The organism is Marinomonas transparens (assembly GCF_016463975.1).
Classification (GTDB): Bacteria; Pseudomonadota; Gammaproteobacteria; order Pseudomonadales; family Marinomonadaceae; genus Marinomonas; species Marinomonas transparens.
This window is the reverse complement of sequence record NZ_JAEMNX010000006.1, coordinates 14,901-30,238: the sequence shown is the minus strand read 5'-3', so window position 1 is coordinate 30,238 and position 15,338 is coordinate 14,901. Positions and strand designations below refer to the sequence as shown.

The 15,338-nt window shown below is 43.4% G+C and carries 14 protein-coding genes; 2 read left to right on the top strand and 12 right to left on the bottom strand.

Annotated features, from left to right (window positions below; all coding sequences use genetic code 11):
- Positions 1-97 precede the first annotated feature (97 nt).
- Positions 98-1,267, top strand: coding sequence for an FAD-dependent urate hydroxylase HpxO (gene hpxO, locus I8J31_RS07290; RefSeq protein ID WP_199467636.1), 1,170 nt, complete (start codon positions 98-100; stop codon positions 1,265-1,267).
- Between the two features lie 68 nt (positions 1,268-1,335).
- Here hpxO and I8J31_RS07285 read toward each other — a convergent pair whose 3' ends face one another.
- The 11 genes from I8J31_RS07285 to I8J31_RS07235 all read right to left on the bottom strand — a co-directional run bounded on the left by I8J31_RS07285 (position 1,336) and on the right by I8J31_RS07235 (position 14,197).
- Positions 1,336-2,418: an ABC transporter substrate-binding protein gene (locus tag I8J31_RS07285; protein ID WP_199467635.1), complete on the bottom strand. Its 1,083-nt coding sequence runs from the start codon at positions 2,416-2,418 to the stop codon at positions 1,336-1,338.
- Between the two features lie 93 nt (positions 2,419-2,511).
- Entirely contained in the window at positions 2,512-3,294 is a 783-nt protein-coding gene (locus tag I8J31_RS07280) for an IclR family transcriptional regulator domain-containing protein (RefSeq protein ID WP_199467634.1), read from the bottom strand.
- A 321-nt stretch (positions 3,295-3,615) separates the two neighbouring features.
- Complete coding sequence (locus tag I8J31_RS07275) at positions 3,616-4,632, bottom strand: porin (protein ID WP_199467633.1); 1,017 nt, start codon at positions 4,630-4,632, stop codon at positions 3,616-3,618.
- 319 nt (positions 4,633-4,951) lie between these two features.
- Positions 4,952-5,182 (bottom strand): hypothetical protein, encoded by a 231-nt coding sequence (locus tag I8J31_RS07270; protein WP_199467632.1) that lies wholly within the window; start codon positions 5,180-5,182, stop codon positions 4,952-4,954.
- Between the two features lie 136 nt (positions 5,183-5,318).
- Positions 5,319-6,104 carry an electron transfer flavoprotein subunit beta gene (gene etfB, locus I8J31_RS07265; RefSeq protein ID WP_199467631.1) on the bottom strand — a complete coding sequence of 262 codons (786 nt, stop codon included), beginning with the start codon at positions 6,102-6,104 and terminating at the stop codon, positions 5,319-5,321.
- Positions 6,094-7,383, bottom strand: a complete 1,290-nt coding sequence (etfA, locus tag I8J31_RS07260) for an electron transfer flavoprotein subunit alpha (RefSeq protein ID WP_199467630.1) — start codon at positions 7,381-7,383, stop codon at positions 6,094-6,096. The genes etfB and etfA overlap by 11 nt, the downstream gene beginning before the upstream one ends.
- On the bottom strand, positions 7,383-9,380 hold the full coding sequence (locus I8J31_RS07255; RefSeq protein WP_233402647.1) for a (Fe-S)-binding protein: 1,998 nt from the start codon (positions 9,378-9,380) through the stop codon (positions 7,383-7,385). Before I8J31_RS07255 ends, etfA begins: the two co-directional genes overlap by 1 nt.
- A gap of 18 nt (positions 9,381-9,398) precedes the next feature.
- Positions 9,399-11,462, bottom strand: coding sequence for a dimethylglycine demethylation protein DgcA (dgcA, locus tag I8J31_RS07250; RefSeq protein WP_199467629.1), 2,064 nt, complete (start codon positions 11,460-11,462; stop codon positions 9,399-9,401).
- Positions 11,463-11,635: 173 nt separating this feature from the next.
- A complete protein-coding gene (locus tag I8J31_RS07245) occupies positions 11,636-12,181 on the bottom strand; it encodes a DUF5943 domain-containing protein (protein ID WP_199467628.1) in 546 nt (181 codons plus the stop codon).
- Between the two features lie 164 nt (positions 12,182-12,345).
- Entirely contained in the window at positions 12,346-13,323 is a 978-nt protein-coding gene (locus tag I8J31_RS07240; protein ID WP_199467627.1) for a dipeptidase, read from the bottom strand.
- A gap of 247 nt (positions 13,324-13,570) precedes the next feature.
- Entirely contained in the window at positions 13,571-14,197 is a 627-nt protein-coding gene (locus tag I8J31_RS07235) for an FMN-dependent NADH-azoreductase (RefSeq protein WP_199467626.1), read from the bottom strand.
- A 111-nt stretch (positions 14,198-14,308) separates the two neighbouring features.
- Between I8J31_RS07235 and I8J31_RS07230 the strand changes: the two genes are divergently transcribed.
- Positions 14,309-15,202 carry a LysR family transcriptional regulator gene (locus tag I8J31_RS07230; RefSeq protein WP_199467625.1) on the top strand — a complete coding sequence of 298 codons (894 nt, stop codon included), beginning with the start codon at positions 14,309-14,311 and terminating at the stop codon, positions 15,200-15,202.
- Here the strand turns inward: I8J31_RS07230 and I8J31_RS21005 are convergent.
- Positions 15,182-15,316 (bottom strand): hypothetical protein, encoded by a 135-nt coding sequence (locus tag I8J31_RS21005; protein WP_267905886.1) that lies wholly within the window; start codon positions 15,314-15,316, stop codon positions 15,182-15,184. The two genes, I8J31_RS07230 and I8J31_RS21005, sit on opposite strands and share 21 nt — an antisense overlap.
- Positions 15,317-15,338 lie beyond the last annotated feature (22 nt).

The following is a 15,338-nucleotide window of genomic DNA, read 5'->3' as shown; positions in this document are numbered from 1 at the left end:
CCATATGAAACACGGGGGACAAAAATAAATATGCCGATTCATTTGTTTCATGGCATATTTTTTGCGAATTACTCCTCTATATAAGTAGGAGACCATCATGAAAGCACTAATTATTGGGGCAGGAATCGGCGGAATGTCTGCTGCTGCCGCGCTAAAACAACAAGGTATTGAGTGCGATATTTTTGAAGCCGTAAAAGAAATTAAGCCCGTTGGTGCGGCACTCTCCATTTGGTCCAATGGGGTAAAATGTATGACGCATCTAGGCATGGGACATATTATGGACGCCCTTGGCGGGCCTATGCACAACCTTGCTTATCAAGATGGCTTTACTGGCTCAGTCATGACTCAGTTTAGTCTTGCGCCCCTAGTCGAGGCCGTAGGCGAACGCCCTTGCCCAGTGTCAAGAGCCGATTTACAAAGCCAAATGATCGATCATTGGGGGCGCGAAAAAATTCAATTTGGTAAACGTATTGAAAAAGTCAAACAAAACGAAACGGGGGTTACGGCGTATTTTACCGATGGAAGCCAAGCCAGCGGTGATTTTATGATCGCCGCAGACGGTACCCACTCTGCGGTACGCAGCCACGTTTTAGGTTACCAAACAGAGCGCCGCTATGCTGGCTATGTGAACTGGAATGGCCTTGTGGACGTGGATGAAAACATTGCACCAGGGGATCAATGGACCACTTTTGTCGGTGAAGGTAAGCGCGTTTCCATCATGCCTATCGCCAACAATCGGTTTTATTTCTTCTTTGATGTGCCTTTACCAAAAGGGCTTGAAGAAGACAGATCAACTGTCATCTCCGATCTAAAAGGCTACTTTAAAGACTGGGCAGAACCTGTACAAATTCTAATAGATGCTATTGATGCTCAAGCCACCAACCGAATCGAAATTCATGACATAGAGCCCTTTGACACCTTTGTTAAAGACAATATTGCCCTACTGGGTGACGCTGCTCACAGCACTACACCAGACATAGGTCAAGGAGGTTGCTCCGCTCTAGAAGACGCAGTAGTACTGGGACAATGTTTTGCCGAGGCAAGGCTAATAACAAATACAGATATTAAAAACGTACTAAAAAGCTACGAGAAAAAACGTCACTTTCGCGCCAAAGATCTTGTACTCAAAGCACGTAAGCGCTGTGATGTGACCCATGGAAAAGACATGCAGGAAACTCAAGCTTGGTATGATGAACTAAGGGCAGAGAAAGGCGAAAACATCATCGCAGGACTCAGCAATACCATCTTAGGTGGGCCATTGGCTTAGCAGCATTCATTATTTTTTTCTCTCACTCCGCCCCTTTTTTGAAAGGGAAGAGTGAGAGAAAACGACATTTACAACTGAAGGGTAAAGGTCCCTTCTGGTGTCACTGGCAGGTATTTTTCATAAAAGCCTGAATAGGCTTTTTCTGGATCAAGATCCGCAAACAAATCGGGGTACATAGCCTTAGCGAAAAACTGAATCATAGCGCCGTCTATAATGGTTCGACATGCGCCATGGTAAGCGCCGTATAAACGATTATTCTTAACGGCAGAAATTGATGACCAACCGGTACGGTTTTTAAAGTTCTCCAAGCGTTGACGAGCATCCGCTTCCTCTACGTCTTGCCCCATAATCATAGAGTCTGTACTTTTAGCGGTGTCATAGCCTGTGATCACGATAATATCAGGGTTAGAAGCAATCACTTGCTCAGGGTTCAACTTGCCCCACCATTCTACAAAAGGCGCAGCGATATTATCACCACCCGCCATAGTGGAAATCGCTCCCCACATGTTTTTACCAAAGGTAAAGCCAAGCTCTTGAATGCCACCAGCACCATATTCAGTATAAATTTTTGGTTTTGGTAAATTTGCTTTAGCAAGGCGTTTTTCAATCATCTCAACGTTATGCTTATATTCATTCGCTATCTTCGCCGCTCTTTCTTCTTGACCAGTAATCACACCAATCAGCTCAGTACTCTTAATATGACGCTGCAATGTTTGCGCATTGTAATCCACGACCAGCACAGGAATCCCTGCACTTTCAATGCGTTTGATATCTTCACCCAACCCCTTGTATTGCCAATCAGCAAGCATCAATAAGTCCGGATTTAAGCTAATGACTTTTTCAATAGAAAAAGTTTTTGCATCTACTCGACCAATCCCAGGAATATCTGCTAAAGAAGGGCGATGCTTAACATACATATCCCAATTAGCAGAACGGGCTTGCCAAATATACTTAGACATACCGACAACCTTGTCGTAAGCGGCTTCCGTGCCTATCGCCATATAATCTTCAGGGTAAAAACCAACAATTACTCTTTGTGCCGGAGCATTAAACGTCACATCACGACCCAGAACATCTTGAACCGTGACAGGAGCTGCCCATAAAGCACCTACCCAAAAAGAAAACAACAACGTTAGGAAGGACTTAAACATGTGGATACCTTAATACAATAAATAGGAATCGACATGATAATGACTATCAAGTGATAATGGAATGCGTTAAATCAAATAAGGCAATAAATGCGGCTAAGAAGGCATGCGCTTAGCAATATCTACCGCTGCCCTTCTTAAATGAGGCAATACTGCTTTTTCCAAACTCGCCTGTATAAAGCTACCTTGTGGCCAAGCGACAGAAAGGCAACCTATGAGCTTGCCTCCAGGTTCCTTAATAGGCACTGCGATAGCATCTATGGACAGACCAGAAGTAGTTCGATGATTGTAATAAGACGATTGGCGAACACCATAACCTAGACTTCGTGTTTGCTCTATCATCTGATTTAACCAAACCGTGTCGTGCGCTAACTTGCCCTCTTTATTCGGTAATTTTTTTAATCGATTAATAATGTCCTGCCGCTCTTTAGCATCACAAAGAGCTAAAAAGCACCGCCCTACTCCAGAATATAAAAATTCTGGGCGAGAACGAATGGATGAACGATAAGGAAAAGACTCTGCACGGTGACACGTAGTCTCAATCAACTTCATGCGATCACCATCACAAATGGCAATGTCGGAAGGCCAAGCCAGAATATCATAAAGTTCATCTAAAATAGGGGCCGCCGCTTCCGCTAAACGAGCCTCTAATGACTTTGGTTTTGAATCCTCTAACACAGAGGCGGATAAGCTATATTTATTTTCGCTAAGGGATTTGATCACCCAACCACTCAAGCTTAATGTTTTCAAAATGCGTAACAAGGTGGCCTTATTAATCCCCGTGCAACGCTGCAGCTCAGAAAGGGTTAGTGGAGAGGCTTTTTGTAATTGATCAAGTACTTGCATCGCACGTGCGACAGAGTCAATTGCTTTAACCATAGTAGTAACCATTCAAGTTTCTAAGAACCTTGCCCACTACCGCTACTGCGTTTACCAATTACCCAGTAAAATGAACACACAATGCCCATTTATATACAGCGCATTTTAGCTCTATTTTTCCAGCCATTGCTTCGTCTGCAGTATTATGGAAGGTTCCATCTATTATTTTTATTAATACCCATATTAGTAGTTTTACAACGAAAAAAGTCATTCAAAAAATAACGTCAAAAATACTTTTTGAGATAGACAAAAAAAACCGCTCAAGTAAAAGGGGAATAATACTTGAGCGGCTTTATTTTTTTCTAACTTAGTTTTTTAAAATCAATAACTTAAATTAACACCTACAGCAAAATTATCTGCTGTTATATCGTAGTTAGCCGCTTCCGCCCAAAACGAAATATTTTTTCCTGCCTGTTTTTTAACTTGAATAACCGTGCCTTTATTGTCATTCGCATCCACATCTGAGTCCTTATTATAGTAACCCGCTGCGACAGAATAGCCGTTATTAAGATGGTAACGTGCTGCGACACCCAATGTATCGTAATCACCAGCTGAGCCAAAAGTATCCTTGTTCATTTCATAGGTGGTGCCTATATCAAGCTTGTCGAATTTATAACCGGCAGTCAGAGCAGAGCGGGTGTAGGTTTTGCCTGATGGATTTGCTACGGCAGGAGGAGTATTTTTATTCACAATCACCTGACCAGCCCCTAGACTCAACTTACCGTCGTCATAAACAAAACGAAAGGCCTTAGCATCACTGTCTTCGCCATTATTTTCGTCTAAAGAAATAGACGCCAGTACTAACTTCACCCCCATAAACTTAGGTGATGCCCAAGCAACCACATCATCACCTTCAGCAGGTTGTGCATACAAGGTATTACCTGTTACCGCTACACCAGAAGCATGCGCTTCGTTGTACTCAAACAAATCGACATTCGAGTAGAGTTCTCTATTTTGTCCACTGGTAATGCGTGGCGCCAAGACAAAGGCACCATAGGAAGTCGGGAAGATAACATTGGCTTCTTTCATATGAATATCCGCTTCACCTTCCGTTGTGGAAGTACCTGTGTCGCGACTATTAATGGCATCAGAAAGGTCTGCTTTCAGGTTATAAATCATGGTAAATTCTTTGGCTTTTACTACACCTTTTATACCAACCTCAGCCTCAAACGCTTCAGGATCAAAATCTTTATCTTCTACGTTTAAAAGCCCAATGCTAGTAAGAAAAGTAAATTGAGGTTTATTAACCACCACATCAGAGTTTGCAGCAGAAGCAATCTGAGTCAATAAAAATGGTGCAGACAAGGTAATTGCTAATAAATTACGTGAGTTTTTCATCTTAAACGCCCTTTTTCTAATAATTATTTTGTAGAACATCGGTAGGCTAACAAAACTGTTTACAATGAAAACAATAGGTTTCACCTAGTGAAACGCTCTGTTGATTTTGCCAATACCGGATAAAACTAGAAAAAAACTGCACAAAAAAGACAAAGCAAAAATGGCTAAGTAGCCGAAAAGCATGCAATAAAATAGTAGGGGGAATAGGAAATCTAAGCAGGCAAACTGAACAAAGTGCCTCAATAGCAATCAGAAAATAAAAATATCGAAATGAAAACGCCCCCTATACCACTCTCAAAACTCGGGGGATAAGAAGGAATTAGGCAAAGGATGCCATAACATTTGACACTTCAGGTAGAACGGTAATGTCGTCACTTTGCATTGCAGCACACAGATCTTTCACAAAAGGAGTTTGTTCTGGGTATTCTTTAATCCAAGCTAATACCGCTTCTTGAACGTCCATCAAATCCTGCTCTAAAGTCACAGGTGCACCTAGGGCAATAAGTCTCTCTTTAAAATCTATTTCATCGACCAAGTCTACAATCATCATATCGGTTACCTATAAATCAAAGTTCTCTATGAAAAGTGTGTATATAAATAAAACGCCCCTAATAAGGTGTTTAAGTCTATAACTTAAAACATTGTTTTAAAAAATGGGGATAGACAGCTTATACCGAAATGCTCGTTTAGCGAACAATTTTTTCTTGTTTTAATAAATCAAATATCGCCTGAGCTTTCTCCTCAGCGGTTTCATTCTTCATAACCCTACCACCACCGCCAGCAGGTTTCGCTGTTGCTGCTTTAAATCGATCCGCTGCGCTCTTTGCTTTCACCACCTTCATACGCTTAGGGCGAGGTTTCGCTGGACTAATATCCCAACTCGTGGCGATATCATCTGTATTGTCTTCCGATTCAACCACATTCAATTGTGCCCTTAGCCCTGGACCATAAGCCGTTTGACGAGCTCCTTTTGCCGCATTATCAACCGTTGCGATAAAAGGCAAAGCCACAGTAATCGACCGACGCTGACCACGAGGTAAAGCTAACAACACTTGTGCTTCACCCTCCTTGATACTAAGAATCTCTGCCACCCTAGGTACCAAAGGCCAACCTAACTGTTCCGCCAATAAGTAAGGCAACATACCGGAAGACTCACCACGTTCAGCACGAACACCAGTTAACACTAGATTAGCCTTAGTTTCTTTCAGATATGTGACAACACCAGGTAAAACATCCAATCCCGAATCTTGTTCCAAAACCGTTAATGCGTCCAACCCCATACCAGCATACTGACGTAAGACAGGCTCTTTGGAGTCACCTACATGAACCACCGACAACTGACCATCAATATCGCACGATAGATTCATGCCCATTTCAACCGCTCGCCCATCTTGCTCAGCTCTTCGAGATCGCCCAGACTGAGGATGACGCCCAACAGAGACTAAAGCAACCATATTGACACTAGGCGGCATCACTATTCTCCTCGTTAACGTTAGACACATTATCTATAGACAAAGGATATTGCTGAGCAAGCTTAATCAACTCAGATAATACTTCCTCACTGTCGGCGACTACCGCCAAATCGGCACGTTTGACCATGTCACAAGCGGCATCAGTATTAATAGCAATCACCTTGTCGCACTGACCAATACCTTGCATATGCTGTATCGCACCAGAAATCCCGACCGCTAAATACAATCTTGCGGTTACCCAAGTTCCAGAAGCACCTACTTGTCGAGCTCGTGGCATAAAGCCATCATCTACCGCAACACGACTTGCCCCTTCAGTCGCCCCTAATGCTCTAGCACATTCGTGGAATTGATCCCAATTATGAATACCATTGCCCGCCGATAAAATGAATTCCGCTTCCGCTAATGGAATGGCATTTGGATCAACAGCAATTAACCCTTTATCAACTAGACGCGACTCTGCTCGCTCCCAATAATCAAGACCATAACCATCAAGATCAAGCGGTAAAGCTTCGTGTCGTGTTTCGTCAATGGCATCGCCACACTCTTCTAGTAACATAAGAATTTTTGGTGTTTCTCTGGTTATGTCGGTACTCGCCGAAGCACCACGACAAACCGTTTTAGATGCCGACACTTGCCATGCCTGTGTTGCAGGTCTTTCACCTAAACGCGCTGCAAGGCGAGACGCTAAATCGGCTCCACCATTTATGCTGTCAGGAAATAACCAATGCTGTGGTTGATATTGCGCATCTATCTGCATCAAGGCGCTTAATCGTGCCTCTGGTGCAAAACCGTCAAATTCAGAACCAAACAAATGAATAAGACGATCCACGCCAGCTAAGTCAAATTGCGTTTCCTTGCTCTCACCAAAACACACAGCAACAACCGCAAAGTTGGCATGTTCGCCTGCTAATTTATGCGCCAACCCTAAAATGTCTTTATCATGGGCCGTTAAACGCCCACCTACCATGTCTGGTACAACAACAATATAACCCTCTGGATTCACCACCTGATGCAATGGCAAAACAACGTCCTGTGGTGCAGACCACTTCTTGCCACCAATGGCGGACGAATTCGTATTTGCTCTATCAATACGCTTAATACCATTAGGGCCGATAAAACCAACCAAATGAGGGTTTTTACGCAGCAATCCAGATGGCCCTCGCACTTCACCTCGCCCAGCAGATACAACACTGTCATGAAGTGGATGAAGACGATTACGAGCAATCCATTCCGCTCTTGGGTCACGACGAATTATATTATCTGAAGAAAAGTCACTCATTAGGCGCGCTCCTCTTCCATTATTTTCTCTGCTTCTATTGTTTCTTCAGGCTCTTTTAGCTTTTCAGGCTCTTTTAATTTTTCAGATAAGAGCTCAGCAATATCTCGTACCACAGGACGAGGCTCAACCACCCCTTCCAACATGGCGGTACATTGCTGACAACCGACGGCAACTAGCTCAGCCCCCGTGCTCACAACGTCTTCCATACGCATATCAGCAATACGGCGCTCACCCGGAATATCGGTAATGGGTGCGCCTCCGCCACCACCACAACAACGGGAGCGATAACCAGAACGCTCCATTTCAGCCACTTCAATGCCTAACGAAGCCAGCAATTCTCGCGGGGCTTCATACTCACCGTTATAACGACCTAGATAACAAGGGTCGTGATACGTCACTTTACCGCCTTTAAAAGTATCCAACTGCAAACGGCCTTCCTTAACCAATTGATTCAAGTAAGTCGTATGATGTAAAACTTCGACGCTTTCGCCAGAAATAGAAAGCAAAGCATCTGCACCAAAATCACCGTATTCATTGCGCAAACAATGGAAGGCATGGGGGTCTGTGGTGACAATTTTATTGAATCGGTATTTCGACAAGGTCGCCAAGTTACGCTTTGCCAAACTCTGGAAGGTCGCATCATCGCCTAAACGACGCGCCACATCGCCACTGTCTAATTCTTCGTCCCCTAAAATCGCCACATCCACATTGGCGGCTTTTAGCAATTTTACGAAAGCTCGAAGAATCCGTTGGCTACGCATATCAAAGGCACCATCAGACACCCAAAATAATACATCGGCTTGCTTCACATCTTTCATGACATTCAAATTTTGATCAGCCGCCCAATGGGTTCGGCTGGCTGGGGAATAACCATTTGGATTATCAGTGGCAATAATATTTTCTAAAACTTGCGCGCCTTTGTTTGGCGTTTCGCCTTTCTCCAACGTGAGAAAACGACGCATGTCGACAATCGCATCTACGTGCTCGATCATCATAGGGCATTCTTCCACACAGGCACGACAAGTCGTACAAGACCAAAGAGTATCTGAACTAATCAAGCCATCAGTAATAATATTGTCTGCGCCGCCTTTGGCATGACCAACCTCCACACCCGGATACGCACTGCCTGCGTATTTTTCGTCCGTACCACCAGCAAAACCCACCACCATATCTTGGATTAGTTTTTTGGGGTTCAAAGGCTGACCCGCCGCGAAGGCTGGGCAAACCGCTTCACAACGACCACATTGTACACAGGCATCAAACCCTAATAGCTGATTCCATTTAAAATCGCTCGGCTTGGCAACACCATGGGAAGCGCCACCTAAATCGGCCGCTTTTAAACCGGTAGAGCGACCACCCCCAAAGCGTTCAGGACGACGATGAAACGCCAAATGCAGCGCACCCGCGAAGGCGTGTTTCATTGGGCCGCCCCACGTCATACCGAATAGCATTTCGCCCAAACTAAGCAAAATAAGAACGGACAGAACTAAGGTAAATACCCAACCGCCTATCACCCCCAAAGAAAAGCCATCAGGAAGCACACCTGCAACAGGTAAAGTTAAAACAAAGAAAGTAATCGAAAAGGTCAGTAAACTTTTAGGCAAACGCATCCACGGCCCTTTAGAAAGACGCGAAGGCGGATTCAAGCGACGCTTAGCAACAAACAAAGCACCGCAAAACATCATGACTAAAGACGCCAATAATGCCCAAGCAAGAATTTTGCTATCCACACCAAAAAGGTGAACCAACACGACTAACGCCATCGCCAAAACAAACCCACCGCCCGTGGCAACATGGGTTCTAGACATGTATTTATCACGCTCTACCACATGATGAAGGTCATGCAAATAACGCTTCGGCATCGCCATTAAACCCGCGATAAAATCGACCTTCTCGGCTTGTCCCGCACGCCATAAATTCATACGACGTACCGCACCGATCCCTGCAAGAACAAGAAGAACACCAATCAGAGCCGGAAGTAACCAATCGAGAATCATCTTTAACCCCTTATCAGTTTAGAGGTCTTTGCAGAGACGCAAAGCATCATACATAGCTGCATGAATATTTCGCTGCGAAACACAATCCCCTAAACGCCACAAAATCATGCCTTCGTCGTCACTTTCAAGAACAGGCTGAGGTTTAATATCAAACAAGGCTTCATTATCAATTTGTCCTTTGTTAACGGAGCTTTCTTTTAGGGCGTAATACAGTTCTTCATTTGGACGAGTGCCGTTTTCGACAACAATTTGGTCAACCACACGCTCTTCTTGTTGAGCTGTGTATTCGTTCTCTAATACCGCGACTAACTTGCCATCTTCGCGATAGACTTTTTCCAACAACATGTCCGAGGTCATGATGACTTCTTTTTCATACAGCGAACGGTAATAGGTTGGGAAGGTGGTACCGCCAATGCCCACGCCCGGTTTAATGTCATCTGTCACCAATTCCACTAACGAACCTTTAGACGCCAGATAATCCGCTGCCGACATGCCTGAGAATTCACAAATTGTGTCGTAGATCAGTACATTTTTACCCGGTTCTACCTTGCCACTCAAAATATCCCAAGTGGAGACAACCAAACCTTCTGCCGCGCCCCACTCTGGGTTTTGATCTAGGAATGGACGACCACCTGTGGTCAAAATACAAACATCAGGATTAAGTTCACGAACCAGGCTTTCATCCGCTTCTGTATTCAAACGAACCTCTACGCCTAATCGTTCCAGTTCCATCACTAACCAACGGGAAATACCTGCAATTTGATCTCGCTGTGGCGCTTTCGCAGCAAGGGTGATTTGTCCACCAAGCTCTGGGGCTTTTTCAATAAGTGTGACTTTATGACCACGTTCTGCGGCAACACGCGCCGCTTCCATACCACCGGGGCCACCACCAACCACCACGACATGGCGGATTTTGCCTGTGGTCTTTTCAATAATATGCGGCAAGCCCATGTATTCACGAGATGTCGCGGCGTTCTGTACACACAACACATCAAGACCTTGATACTGTCGGTCGATACAATAGTTCGCACCAACACATTGGCGAATTTGATCCACCTGATCCATTTTGATCTTCGCAATAAAGTGCGGATCAGCAATGTGTGCTCGTGTCATACCGACAAAATCCACATAACCAGCTTCTAGTATGCGTTTGGCTTGGTTCGGGTCTTTTATGTTTTGCGCGTGAATAACGGGCACATTCACTACTTCTTTAATGCCTGCCGCCAAATGCAAGAAAGGCTCTGGCGGATAACTCATGTTAGGAATAACATTCGCCAAGGTATTGTGAGTGTCACAACCAGAACCCACTACACCAAAGTAATCGACCATGTTTGTAGCATCGTAATATTGCGCGATTTGCTTCATGTCTTCATGGTTCAAACCGTCTGGGTGGAATTCGTCACCGGTAATTCGCATTCCTACAACAAAGTCTGGGCCAACTTCGGCACGTACGGCTTTTAATACTTCCATACCAAACTTCATACGGCCTTCAAAGGTTCCGCCCCATTCGTCGGTACGCTTGTTTACCCGTGGTGACCAGAACTGATCGATCAAATGCTGATGCACCGCCGACAATTCCACACCGTCTAAACCGCCTTCTTTTGCACGGCGAGCAGCTTGCACAAAGTCACCAATCACACGCCAGATTTCTTCTACTTCAATCGTCTTACAGGTCGCACGATGCACAGGTTCACGGATACCAGAAGGCGACATCAGGTTAGGCCAGTTTTCACCATCCCAACGGGAGCGTCGCCCCATATGAGTAATTTGAATCATGATCTTGCCACCGTGTTTATGCACCGCATCGGCAAGGTTTTGGAAGTGAGGAATAATGCGATCGGTCGATAAATTCACCGAGCTCCACCAACTTTGCGGACTGTCGATAGACACCACACTCGATCCGCCGCAAATACACAGACCACAACCGCCTTTGGCTTTTTCTTCGTAATACTTCACATAGCGATCAGTCGTCATACCACCGTCAGTGGCATAAACTTCTGCGTGAGCCGTACTGACAATACGATTTCGGATGGTTAACTTATTAATCTTGAGTGGCTCGAACAGCACATCATATTGGGACATGGAAAACCCCGCGTCTAAAAACTAAAAAATTTAAATATTCGTAACCCATTAACGACGTTACGAGCGAAGCACAAGACGAGGCAAAAATAGACGAGAAAGCAGAGTTTATAAGTATAAATGAGCATTTCGAGTCTATTTTTAACAAAGTATTGTCGAGCATAGTAGTCGTAACCCTACAAAGGAGAGACTTCGAAATAACCAACATCAAAACCTTCCTCGGCCGCACTCTGCGTTTGCTCCGCTTTCGTTCGCAAAGACAACCCTTTACTATCCAAAATCTGATCCAAAGCACCCGCAAACCAACCGGTAAACATGTAATCTACTTTGCGATTGACCTTTTTTCCGTGGATTTTTTCGTAGTGATAAACAAACGCAGAATTCTCCAAACGCACCTTCGCCGTGCCTTTTTCAATGTCTAACTCTTCGGTAATGAAAAAGCCCCAACCACGTTGCGATAAACGCTTCAAATAATGGTGCCAGATGTCTTCACCATAAATGCCGTGGCATTCAGACTCTTGCTCACACCAAAAGTAAGCTGACTTATAACCCGCTTTATAAAGGATCTCGGCATAACGCTCGGCGCCAATCTCGTCTTCAATCCCCATGTGGTTATTAACAAAAAAGTGACGAGGCACATACAACATAGGTAAAGCATCGGTCGTCCAAACGCCGGTTTCATCGTCAACGGCGATTGGCATTTCTGGTGAATGTGTAGACATGTTCAATTCCTTAAATTCTTAAACAAGTTTGAAAGCCAGTATTGCTCTGAAACGTAATGAGCGAAGTCTTCCCGAGGCAAAAACAAACGAAAGAGCGGAGTTTATAAGTTATAAATGAGCATCTTGAGTTTGTTTTTAACGATGGTTAGTCGAGCGCAATAGTTTCATTCGTCCCAAACTTCGGCTAAAAGATTTACCCAATTCTCACCCATAATCTTGGCCACCTGACGCTCGCTAAAACCATGCTTCAACAAGGCTTCGGTCAAATTAGGGAAATCTCCCACAGTACGCATACCAAGCGGATTAATGATCTCGCCAAAACGAGTTAAACGACGTGCATAGCCTTTGTCGTGAGTGAGGTATTCAAAAAAGTCGTAGCCGTGGCCTTGGGTGAAATCCGTACCAATACCAATCGCGTCTTCCCCGACAATGTTGTAAATGTATTGAATGGCTTCTACGTAATCTTCAATGGTCGCGTTAATACCCGCTTTTAAGAAAGGCGCAAACATGGTGACACCAACAAAACCGCCATTGTCGGCAATGAACTTAAGCTCTTCGTCGGTACGGTTACGAGGATGTTCTTTCAAACCCGCTGGCAAACAATGGGAATAAGCAACTGGCTTGTTTGATTCAATAATCACTTCTTTCGCTGTATTTGGCCCCACGTGAGACAAGTCACACAACATGCCGACTCGATTCATCTCCGCGACAATTTCACGACCATAACCAGATAAACCGCCATCACGTTCGTAACACCCCGTGCCAACCAAGTTTTGCGTGTTGTAGCACATCTGCACTATGCCAACGCCAAGGTCTTTAAAAATTTGTACATAACCGATTTGGTCTTCAAACGCATGGGCATTTTGAAAACCCATCATCACACCGGTTTTACCTTCTGCCTTCGCTCGATGAATGTCTTTCGTGGTGTAAACCTTAGTGAGCAAATCACTGTTGGCTTCGATCAACTGATTCATCTCAACCACATTGCGAACCGTGCCTTCAAAGTTTTCCCAAAACGACACAGTGCAATTCGCCGCGGTTAACTTGCCCTTCGCCATGTCTTCAAATAACTCGCGATTCCACTTCGCACAAATTAAACCGTCGATAATAATCGACTTGTCGTGTAGCTCTGCTGCGTTCATCGTTTCTTCCTTCCCTATCAAATAAGCGCTTTAACGCCATTAATCACCAATGAACTCAGTGTAATTTTTCATAGGAGAACTAAGCTGGCTGGAAACGACTAGAGGAATACTAAAAGCGACTAGGGTGAAAACTAGGTGGGTTAAAGGAGTCAGATCTCTTTTACTAATAATTTGGAAGATGAACCTAAATATATGTCTATTCTTAAAAGGATCTGACCACTTCATTACTTCTTTCTTAACTGATTCTCTATCTCTTTTGATTAAGTTTCATTACTTGTTCCATAATAGTTTGTCTGGCTATACTTTGGTTTTTCTCTGATACCTCACTGCCAAGATAAGTACCAAAAACAGGAATAAACGTAATTTCATCTAACCCTATGAATCCCAAGACTTCCCTTAAAAAAGGGGTCACAAAATCGGTTTTTTGCGTTTCTTCCGAACTGTAATCACCGCCCGCTGAAATAATAATAAAAGCCTGTTTATTAGTTAAAAGTCCATGAGGGCCATCTTCTTTATACTGAAAAGTTAAACCTGGTCGGGTCACTTGGTCGATATAGGCTTTTAAACCTGATGTTACCGTGTGGTTATGCATGGCAGCCCCAATAATAACAATATCTGCCTGTTCTAATTCTCTGATTAATATTAACCCTTCACTTAATGCCTTTTTTTGGTCTTCATTGTGTTCGCTTGGATCATTAAAAAAACCGGATAATACTAATTCGTCTAAATGACTTGGAGGCGCTACACCTAGATCTCGAGTAACAATGTTAAAGCCTTTAACAGCTAATAATTTTTGCTCAAAAAATGAGGTAAATTTGGTTGAAATACTACTTTTGGGAGTTGGGCTTGAGTTGAGTATAAGGACATTTATCATTTTATTTATTTCCACAATTTAAGAAAACAAAGTGTAAATCATCTGTCTATTTTGATTAATAGCATAGTTATGCAATGATTGTTCTCATATAACCTCTAATCTGGATGTGCGATGAATACTCAACTATTAAACGGGATTGTGATTTTTAAGCAGGTTGTTGATTGTGGCAGTTTTACTGAGGCTGCAAATACACTCAATCACAGCAAATCTTATATTAGTGGTGAAATAAACAAGCTTGAGAGCCGCTTAGGCATCAGGTTACTGAACCGCACAACTAGGAAAATCAGCCTGACATCAGCTGGTGAAATTTATTATCGCCAATGTCAAAACATCATCAATGATGCCGTGCAAGTGGAGCAACAACTGGCTGGACAACAAAAAATACCAAAAGGAAATTTACGAATAAGCTGCCCTGTTAGCTTTGCACTAGCGAAAATCAAACCAATATTAGGCGAATATATGGATCTATACCCTCAAGTGGTGGTTGAACTAGAACTAAATGATCAATTGGTTGATGTTATCGCTGATGGTTATGACCTAGCACTGAGAGCTTCTGAGCAATTACCAGATTCAAGTTTAATAAGCCGGAAATTAACAAGCGTCGAAATAGTAACAATTGCTGCACCTAGTTACCTAAATAAATGGGGAACACCTAGATATCCCGATGAGTTAGTTCATCATCGCACTATTAATTTCCGATCTACTATTAATCAGAATATATGGCAGTATCAAGATGAAGCCGATAAACAGACCTCAGTAAAAGTTAATAGCCATTTAACAACCAATAGTGCAGAAATGGAATTAGCTATGTGTAAAGATGGCCAAGGTATAGCAAGAGTGCCAAAATTAGTTTTAACGGATGAAATTGAAAATGGAAATCTAGTTCTATTATTTGATGATTTTCAACCTATATCTGTAGATATCTTTTTAATCTATCCAAATCGAAAATATATGCCATCTAGGACAAGAAGTTTTATCGACTTTTTAATTAGCAAAATGAGATAAAAAATGTCGTACTTCGAACTTGAACTCAGAGCCCTTGATAAGACCTTGAAGCGTTTTTAGTTTTTGCTTGTCGTTTTCCAGTTCAATTAAGCTAATGCCTGTATTTGTAGCCATGAGCGCCCTCCTAAATAGCAAT

Excerpts from the sequence above, each read along its gene's own strand:
- I8J31_RS07275 (WP_199467633.1), bottom strand. The coding sequence starts at position 4,632 with ATGAAAAACTCACGTAATTTATTAGCAATTACCTTGTCTGCACCATTT.
- I8J31_RS07230 (WP_199467625.1), top strand. The coding sequence starts at position 14,309 with ATGAATACTCAACTATTAAACGGGATTGTGATTTTTAAGCAGGTTGTT.
- etfB (WP_199467631.1), bottom strand. The coding sequence starts at position 6,104 with ATGCCGCCTAGTGTCAATATGGTTGCTTTAGTCTCTGTTGGGCGTCAT.
- I8J31_RS07280 (WP_199467634.1), bottom strand. The coding sequence starts at position 3,294 with ATGGTTAAAGCAATTGACTCTGTCGCACGTGCGATGCAAGTACTTGAT.
- I8J31_RS07285 (WP_199467635.1), bottom strand. The coding sequence starts at position 2,418 with ATGTTTAAGTCCTTCCTAACGTTGTTGTTTTCTTTTTGGGTAGGTGCT.
- etfA (WP_199467630.1), bottom strand. The coding sequence starts at position 7,383 with ATGAGTGACTTTTCTTCAGATAATATAATTCGTCGTGACCCAAGAGCG.
- hpxO (WP_199467636.1), top strand. The coding sequence starts at position 98 with ATGAAAGCACTAATTATTGGGGCAGGAATCGGCGGAATGTCTGCTGCT.
- I8J31_RS07270 (WP_199467632.1), bottom strand. The coding sequence starts at position 5,182 with ATGATGATTGTAGACTTGGTCGATGAAATAGATTTTAAAGAGAGACTT.
- I8J31_RS07240 (WP_199467627.1), bottom strand. The coding sequence starts at position 13,323 with ATGAACGCAGCAGAGCTACACGACAAGTCGATTATTATCGACGGTTTA.
- I8J31_RS07235 (WP_199467626.1), bottom strand. The coding sequence starts at position 14,197 with ATGATAAATGTCCTTATACTCAACTCAAGCCCAACTCCCAAAAGTAGT.
- dgcA (WP_199467629.1), bottom strand. The coding sequence starts at position 11,462 with ATGTCCCAATATGATGTGCTGTTCGAGCCACTCAAGATTAATAAGTTA.
- I8J31_RS07245 (WP_199467628.1), bottom strand. The coding sequence starts at position 12,181 with ATGTCTACACATTCACCAGAAATGCCAATCGCCGTTGACGATGAAACC.
- I8J31_RS21005 (WP_267905886.1), bottom strand. The coding sequence starts at position 15,316 with ATGGCTACAAATACAGGCATTAGCTTAATTGAACTGGAAAACGACAAG.
- I8J31_RS07255 (WP_233402647.1), bottom strand. The coding sequence starts at position 9,380 with ATGATTCTCGATTGGTTACTTCCGGCTCTGATTGGTGTTCTTCTTGTT.